13 protein-coding genes are annotated in these 15,678 nt (G+C 71.9%); 6 read left to right on the top strand and 7 right to left on the bottom strand.

What is annotated here, in order from left to right; translation table 11 throughout:
• Positions 1–72 precede the first annotated feature (72 nt).
• The gene (locus BZB76_RS18295) at positions 73–573 is read right to left on the bottom strand and encodes an inorganic diphosphatase (protein ID WP_121435628.1); all 501 of its coding nucleotides are present in this window, start codon (positions 571–573) and stop codon (positions 73–75) included.
• Positions 574–621: 48 nt separating this feature from the next.
• Positions 622–3,267, bottom strand: coding sequence for a DNA polymerase I (gene polA, locus BZB76_RS18290; RefSeq protein ID WP_121435627.1), 2,646 nt, complete (start codon positions 3,265–3,267; stop codon positions 622–624).
• A gap of 62 nt (positions 3,268–3,329) precedes the next feature.
• Here polA and BZB76_RS18285 point away from each other — a divergent pair, with 62 nt between their 5' ends.
• The gene (locus tag BZB76_RS18285; protein ID WP_121435626.1) at positions 3,330–4,178 is read left to right on the top strand and encodes an LLM class F420-dependent oxidoreductase; all 849 of its coding nucleotides are present in this window, start codon (positions 3,330–3,332) and stop codon (positions 4,176–4,178) included.
• A gap of 83 nt (positions 4,179–4,261) precedes the next feature.
• Here BZB76_RS18285 and BZB76_RS18280 read toward each other — a convergent pair whose 3' ends face one another.
• Positions 4,262–5,773: a M20/M25/M40 family metallo-hydrolase gene (locus BZB76_RS18280; protein WP_121435625.1), complete on the bottom strand. Its 1,512-nt coding sequence runs from the start codon at positions 5,771–5,773 to the stop codon at positions 4,262–4,264.
• 246 nt (positions 5,774–6,019) lie between these two features.
• On the opposite strand from BZB76_RS18280, the gene BZB76_RS18275 reads away from it, so the two are divergent.
• The 4 genes from BZB76_RS18275 (at position 6,020) to BZB76_RS18260 (ending at position 10,184) form a co-directional block, all read left to right on the top strand.
• Positions 6,020–8,626, top strand: coding sequence for a sensor histidine kinase (locus tag BZB76_RS18275; protein WP_121435624.1), 2,607 nt, complete (start codon positions 6,020–6,022; stop codon positions 8,624–8,626).
• Positions 8,623–9,063 carry a roadblock/LC7 domain-containing protein gene (locus BZB76_RS18270; protein ID WP_211343061.1) on the top strand — a complete coding sequence of 147 codons (441 nt, stop codon included), beginning with the start codon at positions 8,623–8,625 and terminating at the stop codon, positions 9,061–9,063. The genes BZB76_RS18275 and BZB76_RS18270 overlap by 4 nt, the downstream gene beginning before the upstream one ends.
• Positions 9,064–9,070: 7 nt before the next feature.
• The gene (locus tag BZB76_RS18265) at positions 9,071–9,445 is read left to right on the top strand and encodes a DUF742 domain-containing protein (RefSeq protein WP_121435622.1); all 375 of its coding nucleotides are present in this window, start codon (positions 9,071–9,073) and stop codon (positions 9,443–9,445) included.
• Positions 9,446–9,575: 130 nt separating this feature from the next.
• Positions 9,576–10,184 (top strand): GTP-binding protein, encoded by a 609-nt coding sequence (locus tag BZB76_RS18260; RefSeq protein WP_121436183.1) that lies wholly within the window; start codon positions 9,576–9,578, stop codon positions 10,182–10,184.
• Here BZB76_RS18260 and BZB76_RS18255 read toward each other — a convergent pair.
• Positions 10,176–10,796, bottom strand: coding sequence for a TetR/AcrR family transcriptional regulator (locus BZB76_RS18255; RefSeq protein ID WP_121435621.1), 621 nt, complete (start codon positions 10,794–10,796; stop codon positions 10,176–10,178). The two genes, BZB76_RS18260 and BZB76_RS18255, sit on opposite strands and share 9 nt — an antisense overlap.
• A 71-nt stretch (positions 10,797–10,867) precedes the next feature.
• Between BZB76_RS18255 and BZB76_RS18250 the strand changes: the two genes are divergently transcribed.
• Positions 10,868–12,010: an acyl-CoA dehydrogenase family protein gene (locus tag BZB76_RS18250; RefSeq protein WP_121435620.1), complete on the top strand. Its 1,143-nt coding sequence runs from the start codon at positions 10,868–10,870 to the stop codon at positions 12,008–12,010.
• Here the strand turns inward: BZB76_RS18250 and BZB76_RS18245 are convergent.
• The 3 genes from BZB76_RS18245 to BZB76_RS18235 are packed head-to-tail and all read right to left on the bottom strand — an operon-like array spanning position 11,985 to position 15,577.
• On the bottom strand, positions 11,985–13,085 hold the full coding sequence (locus BZB76_RS18245; protein WP_121435619.1) for an ABC transporter ATP-binding protein: 1,101 nt from the start codon (positions 13,083–13,085) through the stop codon (positions 11,985–11,987). The genes BZB76_RS18250 and BZB76_RS18245 overlap by 26 nt on opposite strands.
• Complete coding sequence (locus tag BZB76_RS18240; protein WP_121435618.1) at positions 13,082–14,593, bottom strand: ABC transporter permease; 1,512 nt, start codon at positions 14,591–14,593, stop codon at positions 13,082–13,084. Before BZB76_RS18240 ends, BZB76_RS18245 begins: the two co-directional genes overlap by 4 nt.
• Before the next feature lie 6 nt (positions 14,594–14,599).
• Complete coding sequence (locus BZB76_RS18235) at positions 14,600–15,577, bottom strand: iron ABC transporter substrate-binding protein (protein ID WP_246007037.1); 978 nt, start codon at positions 15,575–15,577, stop codon at positions 14,600–14,602.
• Positions 15,578–15,678: the final 101 nt, after the last annotated feature.

Below are 15,678 nucleotides of genomic sequence, written 5' to 3'. Positions count from 1 at the left end.
GTAGCGGCGCCGTGACCAGACCGACCGGCCCCGCCCCGACGATCACGACCGGGTCGACGTCGCTCCGCGCGCTCACTCGGTCGTGGCGGCGGGCGTGGTGCGGGCGCGTTCGAGGGCCTCGACGATCGTGCGGTCCGCGACCTCCTTGTCCTGCCAGCCGCGCACGTCACCGCCCTTGCCCGGCTCCAGGCTCTTGTAGATGTCGAAGAAGTGGCCGATCTCGTCGCGGACGTGTTCGGGCACGTCCGACAGGTCGCGGTACTCGGCGTAGCGGACGTCCTTGGCCGGCACGGCGAGGATCTTCGCGTCGGGACCGCCCTCGTCGTGCATCCAGAACACGCCGAGGCTGCGGACGACGACCTCGCAGCCGGGGAACGTCGGCTCCTCCAGCAGCACCATCGCGTCCAACGGCTCCCCGTCCTCGGCGAGCGTGTTCGGGATGTAACCGTAGTCGGCCGGGTACTGCGTCGAGGTGAACAGCATCCGGTCGAGCCGGATACGGCCGAGCCGGTGGTCCATCTCGTACTTGTTCCGCGATCCCCTCGGGATCTCCACGACCATCTCGATATCCATCGGTTCCCTCCCGGGATGGCCCTACCCCGGTGCGGGCGGGCGTGATCGTCAGTGGGCGGCGGCGTCCCAGTCTGCGCCGGTGCCGAGGGCCACGTCCAGACCGACCGACAACGGATACGCGGTCGTCATCCGGTCCTTGACGATCTCCGCCACGGCGGCCCGCTCCCCCGGCGCGATCTCCAGCACGAGCTCGTCGTGGACCTGCAGGAGCAGCCGGCTGCGGAGCCCGGCGGCGGTCAGCGCCTCGTCCACCCGCAGCATCGCGATCTTGACGATGTCGGCGGCGGAGCCCTGCACCGGGGCGTTCAGCGCCATCCGTTCGGCGGTCTCGCGGCGCCGCCGGTCGTCGCTGGTCAGGTGCGGCAGGTAGCGGCGGCGGCCGAGGATCGTGCGGGTGTGGCCGGTGACGCGGGCCTCGGCGACGACATGGTCGAGGTAGTCGCGGACGCCGCCGAGCCGCTCGAAGTAGGCGTCCATCAGCGGCCGCGCCTCCGCCATCGGCACGCCGAGCTGCCTGGCCAGCCCGAACGCCGACAACCCGTAGGCCAGCCCGTACGACATCGCCTTGATCCGGCGGCGCATGTCCGGGGTGACGGCGCCCGGGGCGACGCCGAACACCCGTGCCGCCATCGTGGTGTGCAGGTCCTCACCGGACTCGAACGCGGCCAGCAGCGTCGGATCCCGCGACAGGTGCGCCATGACGCGCAGTTCGAGCTGCCCGTAGTCGGCCGTCATCAGCGCTTCGTAGCCGTCGCCGGGCCGGAACGCGCGGCGGATGCGGCGGCCGTCCTCCGTCCGGATCGGGATGACCTGCAGGTTCGGCTCGATCGAGCTGAGGCGTCCGGTGGCGGCGACGGTCTGCTGGAACGTGGTGTGGATCCGGCCGTCCGCGCCGATCTCCCTGATCAGCCCGGCGACCGTGGTGCGCAGCCGCGCCTGGTCGCGGTGGCGGAGCAGCACCTGCGGCAGGCCGTTGTCGGTCTGGGTGGCGAGCCAGGTCAGCGCGTCCAGGTCGGTGGAGTGGCCGGACTTGATCTTCTTGGTCTTCGGCAGTCCCAGCTCGCCGAACAGGACCTCCTGGAGCTGCTTCGTCGACCCCGGGTTGAAGCGCCGCCCGGCGATCTCGGCGGCCTCGTCGGCGGCGCGTTCCATCGCGTCGGCGAAGTGCCGCTCCAGCTCGTCGAGCAGACCGGCGTCCACGTGGACGCCCGCGCGTTCGGCGCGGGCCAGCAGCCTCGACAGCGGCAGCTCCACGTCGCGCAGCACCTCGTCCATGCCGGTGGCGGCGAGTTCGCCGGCGAACGTGTCCGCGAGGTCGAGGACGGCGCGGGCGTTCGCCATCAGCCCCGCCGCGCCGTCGCCGGACGGGCGGCGGCCGAGATGCCGCCCGGCGAGGTCGGCGACGCCGTAGGCGGCGAGGCCCGGTAGCAGCAGGTAGGCGGCCAGCGCGATGTCGCTGGAGACGCCGTCCAGCGGCCAGCCGCGCTCACCGAACACGCACAGCAGCGCCTTCAGGTCGTGCACCGCCTTCGGACGGTCCGGGTCGGCGAGCCAGCCGGTGAAGGCGCGTTCGTCGGCCTCGGTGAGGCGGGACGGTTCGAACGCGGCGGCGAACCCGTCCCCGGTGGCCAGCGCGATCCGGGTGACGTCGCCCGCGCCGCGCGTCCACGTGTGGTCGGCGGCGAGGCCGGTCGGCCCGGTCGCCCGGGTCGAGAGCCAGTCCGGCAGCTCGCCGGGCTCCAGCTCGCGTCCCGTGATCGGCTCGGGTTCGGTGGTTCCGGCCGCGCCGCCCGGGGCGTGGCCTCCGCCGGGGTCGGCGGCGAAGAGCCGCTGCCGGAGGCTGGCGTTGCGGAATTCCAACTCGTCCAGCAGGGACGTGAACGCGGCCAGGTCGTAGGGCCGCCGCCGCAGGTCGTCGAGCCCGACCGGCAGGTCGAGGTCGCGGACGAGTTCGGTGAGCCGCCGGTTCAGCCGGACCGTGTCCAGCGCGGCCCGCAGCTTCTCGCCCGCCTTGCCCTTCACCTCGTCCGCGCGGTCCACCAGCGCGTCGAGGGAGCCGAACTCGCGGATCCAGCGGGCGGCGGTCTTCTCCCCGATGCCGGGGATGCTCGGCAGGTTGTCGGACGGGTCGCCGCGCAGCGCCGCGTAGTCCGGGTACTGCGCGGGCGTCAGCCCGTACCGCTCCTCGACCGCGGCGGGTGTGTAGCGGATCATCTCGGACGCCGTCCGGTAGAAGTACAGGACGGTGACGTCGTCACCGACGAGCTGGAGCGCGTCCCGGTCACCGGTGACGATCAGCACCGGAAGGCCCGCGGCCTCGGCCCTGGCGGTGACGGACGCGATGACGTCGTCGGCCTCGTATCCGGGGACCCGCAAAGCCGGCAGGCGCATGGCGGCGAGGAGCCGGTCCAGGATCTCCACCTGGCCGCCGAACTCCGGCGGCGACTTGGCCCGGCCCGCCTTGTACTCGGGGAACGCCTCCGTCCGGAACGTCCGCCGCGACACGTCGAACGCGACGGCCGCGTGCGTCGGACGCTCGTCGCGCAACGCGTTGGCGAGCATGTTGGCGAACCCGTACACCGCATTCGTGGGCTGGCCGGTCGTCGTGCTGAAGTTCTCGACGGGCAGCGCGTAGAACGCCCGGTAGGCCAGCGAGTGGCCGTCCAGGAGCAGCAGCCGGGGCCGGTCCGTCATGGCCACATCCTGACACCTGGAACCTCGGGCATGAAGTAGCGGGTGAAGGTGTTGCGACGATCATGACTGAGATCGATTTGGGCAGGATCGGAATCTGGCGTACCCAGGGTGACCTCGACCCCGGGCTGGCCAAGGACGTCGAGGACCTCGGCTACGGCACCATCTGGGTCGGCGCCTCGCCCGGCGGCGACCTGGACGTGGTGGAGCGGCTCCTCGCGGCGACCGACCGCATCGTGGTGGCGACCGGCATCGTGAACGTGTGGGCCACGCCGGCCGACGAGGTCGCGGCGTCCTACCACCGGCTCGCCGACGCGTACGGCGGGCGGTTCCTGCTCGGCGTCGGGATCGGCCATCCGGAGGCGACGCGGGAGTACCGCAGCCCGTACGAGACGCTCGTCCGCTACCTCGACGACCTGGACGCCGCGAACGTGCCCGCCGAGAGGCGGGTGCTGGCCGCGCTGGGGCCGAAGGTGCTGCGGCTGTCGGCGGAACGGGCGGCGGGCGCCCACCCGTACCTGACGACGCCCGAGCACACCCGCCAGGCGAGGGAGACGCTGGGCTCCGGCCCCCTCCTCGCCCCGGAGCAGAAGGTCGTGGTCGACGGCGATCCCGGCCGCGCCCGCGTGTTGGGCCGGGAGGGGATCACCTACTACCTCGGCTTGGGCAACTACGTCGCCAACCTCAGGAGGCTCGGCTTCACCGACGAGGACGTGGCGGGCGAGGGCAGCGACGCGCTCGTGGACGCGCTGGTCGCGCACGGCGAGCCGGCGGCGGTGGCGGCGCGGCTGACCGCCCATCTGGACGCGGGCGCCGACCATGTGGCCGTCCAGGTGCTGACCGAACCCGGCGGCGACCCTCGTCCCGCCCTGCGCGCGATCGCCGAGGCGACCACGTTGGCCTCTCCCCGCTGACCCCGCCCCGCTGAACGCGCTGAGGGACGCGCCCTGAAGCGGGCGCGTCCCTCAGACGGATCGGAACAAGGATCAGGCCGGGGTCACCGGGTCGCGTAGGACCCGATCATGCTCGGCGGGGCGAGCCGGGCAGGCGCCTGCCTGCGGGTCAGCTCGTTGCCGTTGACCGTCAGGGTGCTGTGGGCGAAGAACTGGGTGATCGCGGCGGCGCCGTCGAGCATCTCGTCGTAGCCCTGGAGGTGCACGTTGTCGTAGCGGTCGCAGACGGAGTGGTAGCACGGGTCGTACGCCTGACCGGCCGTACCGCCGTACACCTTGGCCTGCTCGGCCGTCTTGATGCCCTCGGCTCCGGTGGCCAGGCCACCGGCGGGGATGCCGACGCTGATGAAGGCGTTGTAGTCCGACCGTCCGTCGAACGCCGACTCGTCGGTGGCCAGCTTCCGCTGCGCGAAGTAGTCGGTGAACGCCTTCTCGATCGCGCCGGACCCGGCGGGCGGCGGGATGTTGCTCGCGCCCGTGCTGTTGTCACCGTCGTAGACGAACCGCACGAAGTTCGGCGAGCCGATCATGTCGAAGTTGAGGTTCAACGCGATCTTGTCGCGTTCGGCCTGGGAGAGGCTGTCGACGTAGTACTGCGAGCCGAGCAGGCCTTCCTCCTCGGCGCCCCAGAACGCGAACCGCACCTTGTTGCGGAGCTGCTTGTCGTTGAGCTTGCGGATCTGCTTGGCCAGCTCCAGCACCGCCGCGGTACCCGACGCGTTGTCGTTGATGCCGGGGCCTTCGGCGACGCTGTCGTTGTGGGCGCCGACCACGACGATGTTGTCGGCCTTGCCACGGTCGGTGTCGGCGATGACGTTGGCCGCCTCGCGCTTCTCGGACAGGGTGTCGGTCTTCACCCGCAGCGTCACGCCGCCGTTCTGCGCCTGCTCGACGAGGGCGCGTCCAAGGGCGTTGGTCGGGCCGATCACCGGAACACCGTACGGCTTGCCGAGGGTGCCGGCGACGGGCCCGGGCTGGTCGGGGAGCTGATAGATGACGACCGCGGCGGCGCCCGCGGCGATCGCGTTGTCGGTCTTGAGGGCGAACAGGCAGCCACCGCGCTGGATCAGCGCGATGTGGCCCTTGGGGAAGCCGGCGAAGTCGTCGGCCTCGCATCCGCTGCCGAGGCCGGTCGCGCCGGGGTCGACGGGCGACGCGACCGCGGTGACGTCACCGGTCCCGGAGTACTGCATGGTCCGGTAGTCGGTACCGGGCTCGAACGTCTTGGCGTCGGGCTCGGTCCGGGCGAAGGTCGGTTCGCTCAGCTCCTGCCAGAAGTCGAAGCCGAACTTCTGGACCGTGGGGGTATATCCGGCCCGTTTCAGCTGGTCGGCGATGTACTTGACGGTGATCACGTGGCCGGGAAGTCCGGCGGCCCTGTTCCCGCCGTTGGCGTCCGCGATCTTCTGCAGGTTCAATTGGTGATGGCGGGCGTTCTTGAGCGTGACGAGCTGGGCCAACTTCGACTGCGTCGGCGCCGCCTGGGCCGGCGCCGCCGCCAGGGATGTGGCGGCGAGCGACAGCCCGAGGAGCGTGGCAAGCGCGGCTCTGCGCATGGCTCGGTCTCCGATTGGATGAGGGATGGAGCAGACCGAAGCCTGCCATGCCGACATTTCGCACAACAAGTCACAACTCGGCCAACATCGGCCTCATCCGGAATCGGACGGTAAGCGGCACGTCGCCGTCCGCATTCCGAAAAGCACAGATGTTGTCCAAATGCGGTTTTTGCTCTGGCTTTACGCACGTCGGCGTCTATAGGCTCCGTGGGCTTCGGTGAGGCGGAACAACGCAGGGAGTGACCAGTGTCGAAGTCGGAGAACCCCGGCGGGACGCACGGGCGGCCGCGTACACGACCGATCTGGCGCAGGATCGCGCTGCTTCTGGCGGTGCCGCTGTCGGCGCTGTTCGTGTTGTGGGCCATCCCGGCCACCGTGAGCGTGTCCAACGCGCTCCAACGCTTCGACTTCTCCACCGTCTACAACAACGTCGCCGTGCCGGCCACGACCGTGACCGAGGCGCTCCAGGAGGAGCGCGCGACGGCCGTCCGGCTGCTGCACCGGTTCAGGGTCGCGGACAGGCAGCGCTTCGGCGAGCAGGTGGCCAAGACCGACGCCGCCGTGACCGCGTTCCGCAAGCGGGCCCTGTCGGGGGACACCAGGGACGCCATGGACGACACCATGACGTCCCGCGTGCGCAAGCTCAGCGACGCCTACAACGAACTCGTGACCCTTCGGGAACGGGTCGGCATCGGCGGCACCACGGCGTTCGGGGCCATCGACGGGTACAGCAAGGTCGCCGACATCACGATCCGGCTGCTGACCACGCTGGTGAGCGTCGACGACGTCACGGTCTACCAGCACACCGCCGCGCTGTTGCACAACTACTGGGCCCGGGAGTTCATGCTCCGCGAGGACGCCTTGCTGTCCACCATGAGGGCCGGGCCGATGAGCCCGAGCGACCGGGCGGCCTTCGCCGCCTGGGCGGAGAGCCGCGCCCAGTTCTTCGAACTCGGTCGCGCCGAGGCCGATGGCGAGATCGAGCGGATCATGTACGATCTGGCGAACTCGTCGGAGTTCACCTCATATACGACGCTGGAGAACAACGTCGTGAACAACGGTCTCGTCCCCGACCCCGGGGAGTGGCGGGCCTCCATCGAGGCCCTCTCCCCGGTGTGGCTGGGCGCCGCCGCGAAGGCGGAGGCCGTGGTGAACGACGACGACGTCCGACCGGCCGGACGCCGCGTCATGCTCGGTTTCTTCCTGATCGGCGTGGTCGGCCTGCTGGGCCTGGTGGCCTCGGTGGTGCTGTCGCTGCTGTTCGCCCGCCGGCTCAGCGACGAGCTGCGCGAACTCCAGAACTCGGCGCAGCGGCTGGCGCACGAGCGGCTGCCGCGGGTCGTGGCGAGGCTGCGCCGCGGCGAGGTGGTGGACGTGGAGGCCGAGGCGCCGATGCCCTCGACCGGCCGGACGACGGAGGTCGCCCTGGTCGGTGAGGCGTTCGGCGCCGTCCAGCGGACCGCGGTCGCCACCGCCGTCGCCGAGTCCGAGCTGCGCGCGAGCATCAACCGCGTCTTCATCAACCTGTCGTGGCGAAGCCAGTCGCTGCTGCACCGGCAGCTCAGGCTGCTGGACCAGATGGAACGGCGCGCCGCCGGGCCGGAGGAGCTCGACGACCTGTTCCGGCTCGACCACCTCACGACCCGGATGCGGCGCCACGCCGAGGGCCTGGTCATCCTCGCCGGGTCGCCGACCGTCCGGGCCTGGGACCATCCGGTCGCCGCCGAGGACGTCGTCCGCGCCGCGGTCGCGGAGATCGAGGACTACACGCGGGTGGAGCTCACCGGCGCCTCCTCCGTCGCCGTGACCGGGGACGTCGTCGCCGACATCATCCACCTGCTCGCCGAGCTGATCGAGAACGCGACCGTGTTCTCCCCGCCCACCACCGAGGTGACGGTCAAGGTGGAGACCGTCGCCAACGGCCTCGCGATCGAGGTCGTCGACCGCGGCATCGGCCTGCACCCCGACGAGCTGGACCAGCTCAACCTGCGGCTCGCCGGCGCGGGCGAATTCGACCTGGTCGACACCGAACGCCTCGGCCTGTTCGTCGTCGCGCGGCTGGCCGCCCGGCACGGTGTCAAGGTGTCGCTCCAGCCGTCCGCGTACGGCGGGACGACCGCGGTCGTGCTCGTCCCGCACGCGCTGGTGACGCTCGACGACGACCTGGCACGCGTCGGCTCCGCCCCCGGAACGGCCCGGACGATGGCGACCGCCCTGATCTCCGGCAACGCGGCCTCCGGTGACACCCGGCAGCGCCTCGGCCGCCCGTCCCGTCCGGCGCTCCCCCGCGCGGTCGTCGGGCAGACCGAGGCGGAACCGCAGGACGAGCCGTACGCCGAGCCGTACGCCGAACCTCACGCCGAGCCGCAGAACGGGCAGTGGGACGACCCCCAGAACACGCGGTGGGACCAGCCCCAGGACGGGCAGTGGAGCGAGCCGCCCGCCGGGCCGCCACCGGCCGCCGTCCCGGTGTTCGAACAGCCCGCACCCGCGTTCCAGCAGGACGGACCACCCGGTCCGGTCCATCACGATCCACCACCGCCCGCAGCGGAGCCGGAGGAGACCGGCGTGGAGTCCAGCGAGGTCACCGGCAGACTCCCCAAGCGGGTACGACAGCGCAACCTCGCCCCACAGTTGCGCAGGGGCAACTCACCCGAGCGCGCGGCACCGGCCGCCGCCGCGCCGAACGGCATGACGGACGGGCCCGACGACGACTTCGAGGAGCCGAGCCCGGAACTCAGCCGCGACCTGATGTCCTCCCTACAGTCGGGATGGCAGCGTGGCAGGGACGTCGACGATGATCAGGACGATCCCGGTCCACGCGATGAATGGGATGAATGGGGGGAACGATGACCCAGTACGGTCACGCCTCGGGCGAGTTCGATTGGCTCCTGGAGGATCTGGTGCAGCGGGTCGGTGAGGTCCAGCAGGCCGTCCTGCTGTCCCGGGACGGCCTGGTCATGGGCGCCTCGGGCGGTGTCACGCGCAAGGACGCCGAGTTCCTCGCGGCGCTGTCGTCGGGGTTCCACAGCCTCGCCAACGGCGCCCGCGAGCATTTCCAGGCCAAACATGTGCGGCAGACGGTCGTCGAGCTGGACGGCCTGCTGTTCTTCGTCATGCCGGCGGGCAACGGAAGCTGTCTGGCCGTGCTCAGCGACGCGGGCGGCAACGCCGGGCTGGTGGCCTACGAGACCACCATGCTGATCAAGCGGGTGCGCAGACAGCTGTCGGCGTCGCCGCGCGGCGCGGCCCAGCAGGATCCGTCACTGCGCTCGGGCGCCTCGGGCTGATCCCGCCGTGGACACTCCGCGAGAACGCTGGATCGGGCAGGACGCCGGCCCGGTCGTCCGGCCGTACGCGGTGACCCGGGGACGGACCCGTCCCCGGGGAGTCGTCATCGACCTGGTGACCATCCTCGTCGCGACCGGCCGGACCCCCGGCGAGAAGGTGTGGCTGTCCCGCGAGCAGCGGCGGCTGCTGGAACTGTGCCGGCGGCCGTCCACGCCCGCCGACCTCGCCTCGGAGATCGACCTGCCGTTCCGGGTCGTGCAGATCCTCCTGGAGGACCTGTACCAGTACGGGCTGATCGAGGAGACGGCACCGGCCGAGCAGTCCGACCGCCCCGACCCCCGAATCCTGATGAGGGTGCTCGATGAACTCCGCCGCCTTTAATCCCGCTTCGGGGAAGGCCCCCGGCGCCTGGGAACCCGCTCCCGCTCCCCCACGTGCTCCTGCTCCCGCTCCCGGACACGACGTCCCGACGTCCATGTCCCCGTCGACGTCCCCGTCGACGTCCCCGTCGATGCCATCGTCGCTGTCCCCGGCAAGGGCGCCGTCCCCGGCACCGTACGCGCCGGACGCCGACGTCCCGCTGCACACGTTGAAGATCCTGGTGGCCGGTGGCTTCGGGGTCGGCAAGACCACGCTCGTCGGCTCGGTGAGCGAGATCCGCCCGCTGCGCACGGAGGAGGCCCTCACCGACGTGTCCGTCGGCGTCGACGACCTCGGTGGAGTGGAACGCAAGACCACCACGACCGTCGCCATGGACTTCGGGCGGCTGACGTTCTCCGGCGGTGTCCGGCTGTACCTGTTCGGGACACCCGGTCAGGAACGGTTCTGGTTCATGTGGGACCAGATCTCCTACGGCGCGGTCGGCGCGATCGTCCTGGTCGACACGCGGCGGCTCACCGCGAGCTTCGCGTCCATCGACTTCTTCGAGCAGCGGCGGATCCCGTTCGTCGTCGCCGCCAACGTGTTCGACGGCGCCCGCCGCTACCACGCCGAGCAGATCCGTGAGGCGCTCGACGTCGACCCGGACGTCCCGATCCTGCTGTGCGACGTCCGGCAGCGGGAGTCGGCGAAGGGCATCCTCGTCGCGCTGGTCGAGCACGCGCTGCGGTCGTCACGCTGACGGCGCGGCGGGCGGCGCGGGCCCGGCGGACATGCCGGCGACGATCAGGGCCGCGAGCGCGGCGTAGGCGGCGGAGTCGTCCAGGCCCGTCCGCGCCCTGATCTCGCCCCGGTGGATCGACTCCATGACCTGCCCGGCGACGGCGCCGACGAACACGGGGTCGACCCCGTCCGACGCCTCCCGGACGAGGCCCTGCACGCGCTCGACGGCGAGCCGCGTGTTGCGCCGGTACACCTCACGGGCGGGCGCGAACGCGTCCAGGTCGGCGAAGAACGCGGGCGACGCGGCGGCGAGCTCACCGGAGATCGCGTTCAGGTAGGCGCCGACGCGTTCCCGCGGGTCGGCGTCCGCGCTCGCCTCCAGCGCGGCCTCCACGCGCTCGGTCGCCCGGCGGAAGAACGCGCGGACGACGGTCACGACGATCTGCTCCCTGCTGGCCGCGACGCGGTACAGGGTGCTCTTGGAGCAGCGCAGGGCGGCCGCCAGTTCCGCGACGCTCAGCTCGGCGAAGCCCCGGTCGAGGAACACGTCCATGAGCCGGTCGACCAGCGCCTCGCGCCGCCGCGAGGCCCGGGTGGCGCGCGTCCGGAGGCGCTCGTCCACGGAGGTCATGACCGTGACGGTACCAAAACCGGTTCGCCGGTACCGTTCTTGGTACTTTGGAGTCCGCGAAAGGAGCCGCCATGCCCGCCACCCGGAACCTGCCCACCCCCGAGGCCGCGGACCTCATCGCCCTCACCCGTGAGATCGCGGCGAAGGAGCTGGCGCCGCGCGCGGCGGACGCCGAGCGCACCGGCACGTTCCCGCGCGAGGTGTTCACCACGCTGGGCCGGGCGGGGCTGCTGACGCTGCCGTACCCGGAGGAGTTCGGCGGCGGCGACCAGCCGTACGAGATCTACCTCCAGGCCCTGGAGGAGATCGGCGCGGCCTGGGCCAGCGTCGGCGTGGGCGTCAGCGTGCACGCGCTGTCCTGCTTCCCGCTGTTCACCTACGGGACGGACGAGCAGCGCGCCCGCTGGCTCCCGGACCTGCTGTCGGGCGAGCGGCTCGGCGCGTACTGCCTGTCGGAGGCGCACGCGGGCTCCGACGCGGCGGCGATGCGCACGCGGGCCGTCCGGGACGGCGACTCCTACGTCCTGAACGGCGCCAAGGCGTGGACCACCCACGGCGGCCACGCCGACTTCTACACCGTGATGGCCCGCACCTCCGACGACGGCGGGCGCGGCATCTCCTGCTTCCACGTCCCCGCCGACACGCCGGGCCTGGAGTTCGACCGGCCCGAGGACAAGATGGGCCTGATGGGCTCGGTGACCGCGACCGTCCGGTTCGTGGACGCGCGGATCCCGGCCGACCACCGCGTCGGCGAGGAGGGGCAGGGCCTGTCGATCGCGCTGGCCGGTCTCGACGCGGGCCGTCTCGGCATCGCCGCCGTCGCCACCGGCCTCGCCCAGACCGCGCTGGACACGGCCGTCGCGTACGCCAGGGAACGCGAGGCGTTCGGCAAGGCCGTCATCGAACATCAGGGGCTCGCGTTCGTCCTCGCCGACATGGCCGTCGCGGTCACGTCGGCCCGCGCGACGTACCTGTCGGCGGCGCGGCTGAAGGACGCGGGCCGCCCCTACGGCGCCGAGTCGGCCATCGCCAAGCTGCTCGCGACCGACAACGCGATGAGGGTGACCACCGACGCCGTCCAGGTCCTCGGCGGCGCCGGGTACACGCGCGACTTCCCCGTCGAACGGTTCATGCGCGAGGCGAAGGTGATGCAGATCTTCGAGGGCACCAACCAGATCCAACGCCTGGTCATCTCCCGCCACCTCGCCCGGTGAGCAGCCCGTCCACCTGGTGTTCTTCGGGCGGCGCCGGGTGGAAGGCGGCCCGCCCGGTGAGGCGGACGCCGGCCCGGTCGCCGGGACGGAGGCGCAGGTCTCCGACGACCCGGACGTCGACCGGGCGTTCGAGCCCCTCCACGGCGAGGGTGACCATGGCGTCGTGCCCGTAGTAGCGCACCTCGGTCACCGTCCCGCCGGGAGCGCCTCCGTCGCCCGTTCCGGTGGATTCGGTGAGCCGTAGCTGCTCGGGACGCAGGATCACGGTGCCGTCGCCGGGGACGTCGGCGGGGGCACGCAGTTCGACCGTGCCGAGCACGGTCGTGGCGGTGCCGTTCGCGGCGGTTCCCGGAAGGAGGACGGCGTCGCCGACGAATCCGGCGACCCAGGGGCCGGCGGGGCTGCCGTACACGTCCTGCGGGGTGCCGCACTGCGCGACTCGCCCTTCGTGGATGACCGCGACGAGATCGGCGACGGACAGGGCCTCCTGCTGGTCGTGGGTGACGAGAACGGCCGTGGCGCCGGTCGCGCGCAGAGCGGCGCGGACGTCGGCTCGTACTCCGGCGCGCAGCGCGCTGTCCAGCGCGTTGAACGGCTCGTCGAGCAGGACCAGCGTGGGCTCGGGGGCCAGGGCGCGGGCCAGGGCGACGCGCTGCTGCTGACCGCCGGACAGTTCGTGCGGCGTCCGGTCGCCGTATCCGGCCAGGCCCACCAGTTCGAGCATCTCCTCGGCGCGACGGCGGCGTGCCGAGCGGTCGGCGACACCGTAGGCGACGTTGCGGGCGACGCTCAGGTGGGGGAACAGCGCGCCCTCCTGGGGCACGATGCCGATGCGGCGGCGTTCCGGGGGGACGTGCGTTCCGGGGCCGGTCAGGGTCCGTCCGCCCACGGTGACGGTGCCCGCGTCGGCGCGCAGGAAGCCGGCGATGACGCGGAGCAGGGTGGTCTTCCCGCAGCCCGAGGGGCCGAGCACGGCGGCCAGCGAACCGCTCGGAACGTCGAGGTCGAGCCCGTTCAGGACGGTGGCGTCCGCGCCGTACGCCTTGGTCAGGCCCTTGATGCGCAGGTCGGTCATGGACGCTGCCTTCCGAGGAGGTAGGAGGGTACGGCGGCGAGCAGGATCAGCGCGGCGGCGTAGGGAGCGGCGTCGGCGTAGGACCCGACGCCGGTCTCCGTCCACAGTCTGGTGGCGAGGGTGTCCATGCCGGTCGGACGCAGCAGCAGGGTGGCCGGCAGTTCCTTCATGCAGATCACGAAGGTCAGCGCCGCGCCGGCGGCGACGCCGGGGGCGGCCAGCGGCACGGTCACGCTGCCCAGGACGCGCAGGGGCCCCCGCCCGAGAGAGCGGGCGACGTCCTCCAGGACGGGCGGCGCCTGCAGGACGGCGGCGCGCGTGGCGGCGACGGCGACCGGCAGGAAGAGCACCGCGTAGGCGCAGACCAGCAGCGGCAGTTCCTGGTAGATCGGGGCGGCGTACCGGACCGCGAAGAAGACCATGGCCAGTGCGACGGTGATGCCCGGTAGGGCGTGTCCGGCGTAGGCGGCCTGTTCGACCAGCTCGGCGGTCCGTCCCCGATGGCGGGCCGCGAGCACGCCGACGGGAAGGGCGAGGACGGTGGTGAGCGCGGCGCCGGCCGCCGCCACGCCGAGGGTGGTGCCCGCGGCGCCCAGGAGTCCGGGCGTGTCCCAGGTGGAGCGGTTCCCGGTGGCCAGCCAGTAGGCGAGCGTGGCCAGCGGGAACGCGACGGCGGCCGCGGCGACCGTTCCGCACCAGGCCAGGGCGGGGACCGTGAGCCGTCCGAGCGGCGCCGGGACGGCGGGACGCGCGGTCCCGGCGCCGGTCCTGGCGTGCCCGCGCCGCCCGCGGGTCCGGGTCTCCAGGGCGACGAGGGCGATGGTCATCACCACCAGCACGACGCTCAGCGCGGCGGCCGGGGTGCGGTCGAAGCTGGCCTGGTAGGACGTGTAGATGCCGCGCGTGAACGTGTCGTACCGCATCAGCGACACCGCGCCGAAGTCGGACAGGACGTACAGCGCGACCAGGAGCCCGCCGCCGGCCGCGGCCGGGCGGAGTTGCGGAAGGACGACGCGGAGGAAGGTGCGCGCCGACCCCGACCCGAGCGAGCGGGACGTCTCCTCCTGCGCGCGGTCGATGCCCCGGAGCGCGGCGGCCACCGGCAGGTAGACGTAGGGGTAGCTGACGAGGGTCAGCGCCAGTGCCGATCCGGTGAAGCCGGACAGGTCCGGCACGGCCGACAGCCACGCGAAGGCGGCCACGTAGCTGGGCACGGCCAGTGGCAGGGTGGCGATCACCGACCAGGCGCGGGCGCCGGGCAGGGACGTGCGCACGGTGAGCCAGGCCAGTGAGACGCCCAGCACGAGGCAGGCCGCCACCACCGCGCAGGCCAGGGCCAGGCTGCGGCCCAGGAGATGCGCGGTGCCGCCGGTGGTGACGACGCTCCAGGCGAAGTCGGGTCCCCGCTCCAGCGCCCGCACGGCGAGGTAGCCGAGCGGCAGCAGGGCGAAGGCTCCGGCCAGGCAGGCCGGAGCGAGCAGACTCCTCGGGATGCGGGCCGCCGCCATCGGTTCTCAGACCATTCCCGCTTCTCGCAGCATCGTCAGGGTCTGCTGGAGCGAGTCGAGCTTCCCGAGGTCGATCTCGGGGGCCTTCAGCGAGTCCAGCGGAGGCAGGCCGGGGACGGTGCCGGCGACACCGTTGGCCAGCGGGTACTCCTTGGTCTCGTCGCTGAAGTAGGTCTGCGCTTCCTTCGCCAGCAGATAGTCGACGGCCTTGAGAGCGGTCGCCCGGTGCTCGCTGCCCTTGAGCATTCCGACACCCGCGACGTTGATCAGCGCGCCGGGGTCGCCGCCCGGAAGGTAGTGCAGCTTGGCGGTGACGCCTCCCTCGCCCTTCTCGGCGACCTTCTCGTACCAGTAGTAGTGGTTGATCAGTCCGATCGAGACCTGCCCGGAGTTCACGGCGTCCAGCACGGCGATGTTGTTGTCGTACGCCTTGACTCCGTTGGCCTTCATGCCCTTGAGCCAGGCGCGCGTGGCCTCGTCGCCGTCCAGGACGCGCATGCCGGTGACGAATGCCTGGAAGGAGGCGTTGGTCGGCGCGTAACCGACCTTGCCCCTCCACTCCGGCCTGACGAGGTCGCGCACGGTGTCGGGCGCCTTGGAAACCTGGTTGGGGTTGTAGGCCAGCACGCGGACGCGTCCGGAGAGACCGACCCAGTCACCGGCGCTCCCGCGGAACTTCGCGGGCACCTTGTTGAGGGACGGCTCGGGCAGTCTCTCCAGGCGCCCCTCCTTCGCCAGGGCTCCGAGCGCACCGGCGTCCTGGGAGAGGAAGAGGTCGGCCTTGGACTTGTCCCCCTCCTCCAGGATCTGCGCGGCCAGTTCGGCGCTGGAGCCGTACCGCACCTCGACGTCGGTGCCGAGGGTCTTCTCCAGCTTCTCCAGCAGCGGCTTCACCAGCCCCTCGTTGCGGCCGGAGTAGATGACCAGACCGGCGTCGCTCCCGAGGCCGCATGCGGTCCCGAGTGAGAGAACGAGGGCCGTCAAGATCAAAACGGATGAGTAACGACGCAGGGGGTTTCGCATGCTTTCCTCGAAGGGGGGATCGAAGAGGGAATTGTCGTTTAGATTAGCCTTACCTAAGATGC

It is taken from the genome of Actinomadura pelletieri DSM 43383 (assembly GCF_003634705.1).
Taxonomy (GTDB): Bacteria; Actinomycetota; Actinomycetes; order Streptosporangiales; family Streptosporangiaceae; genus Spirillospora; species Spirillospora pelletieri.
This window is presented reverse-complemented; position numbering and strand designations above follow the sequence as displayed.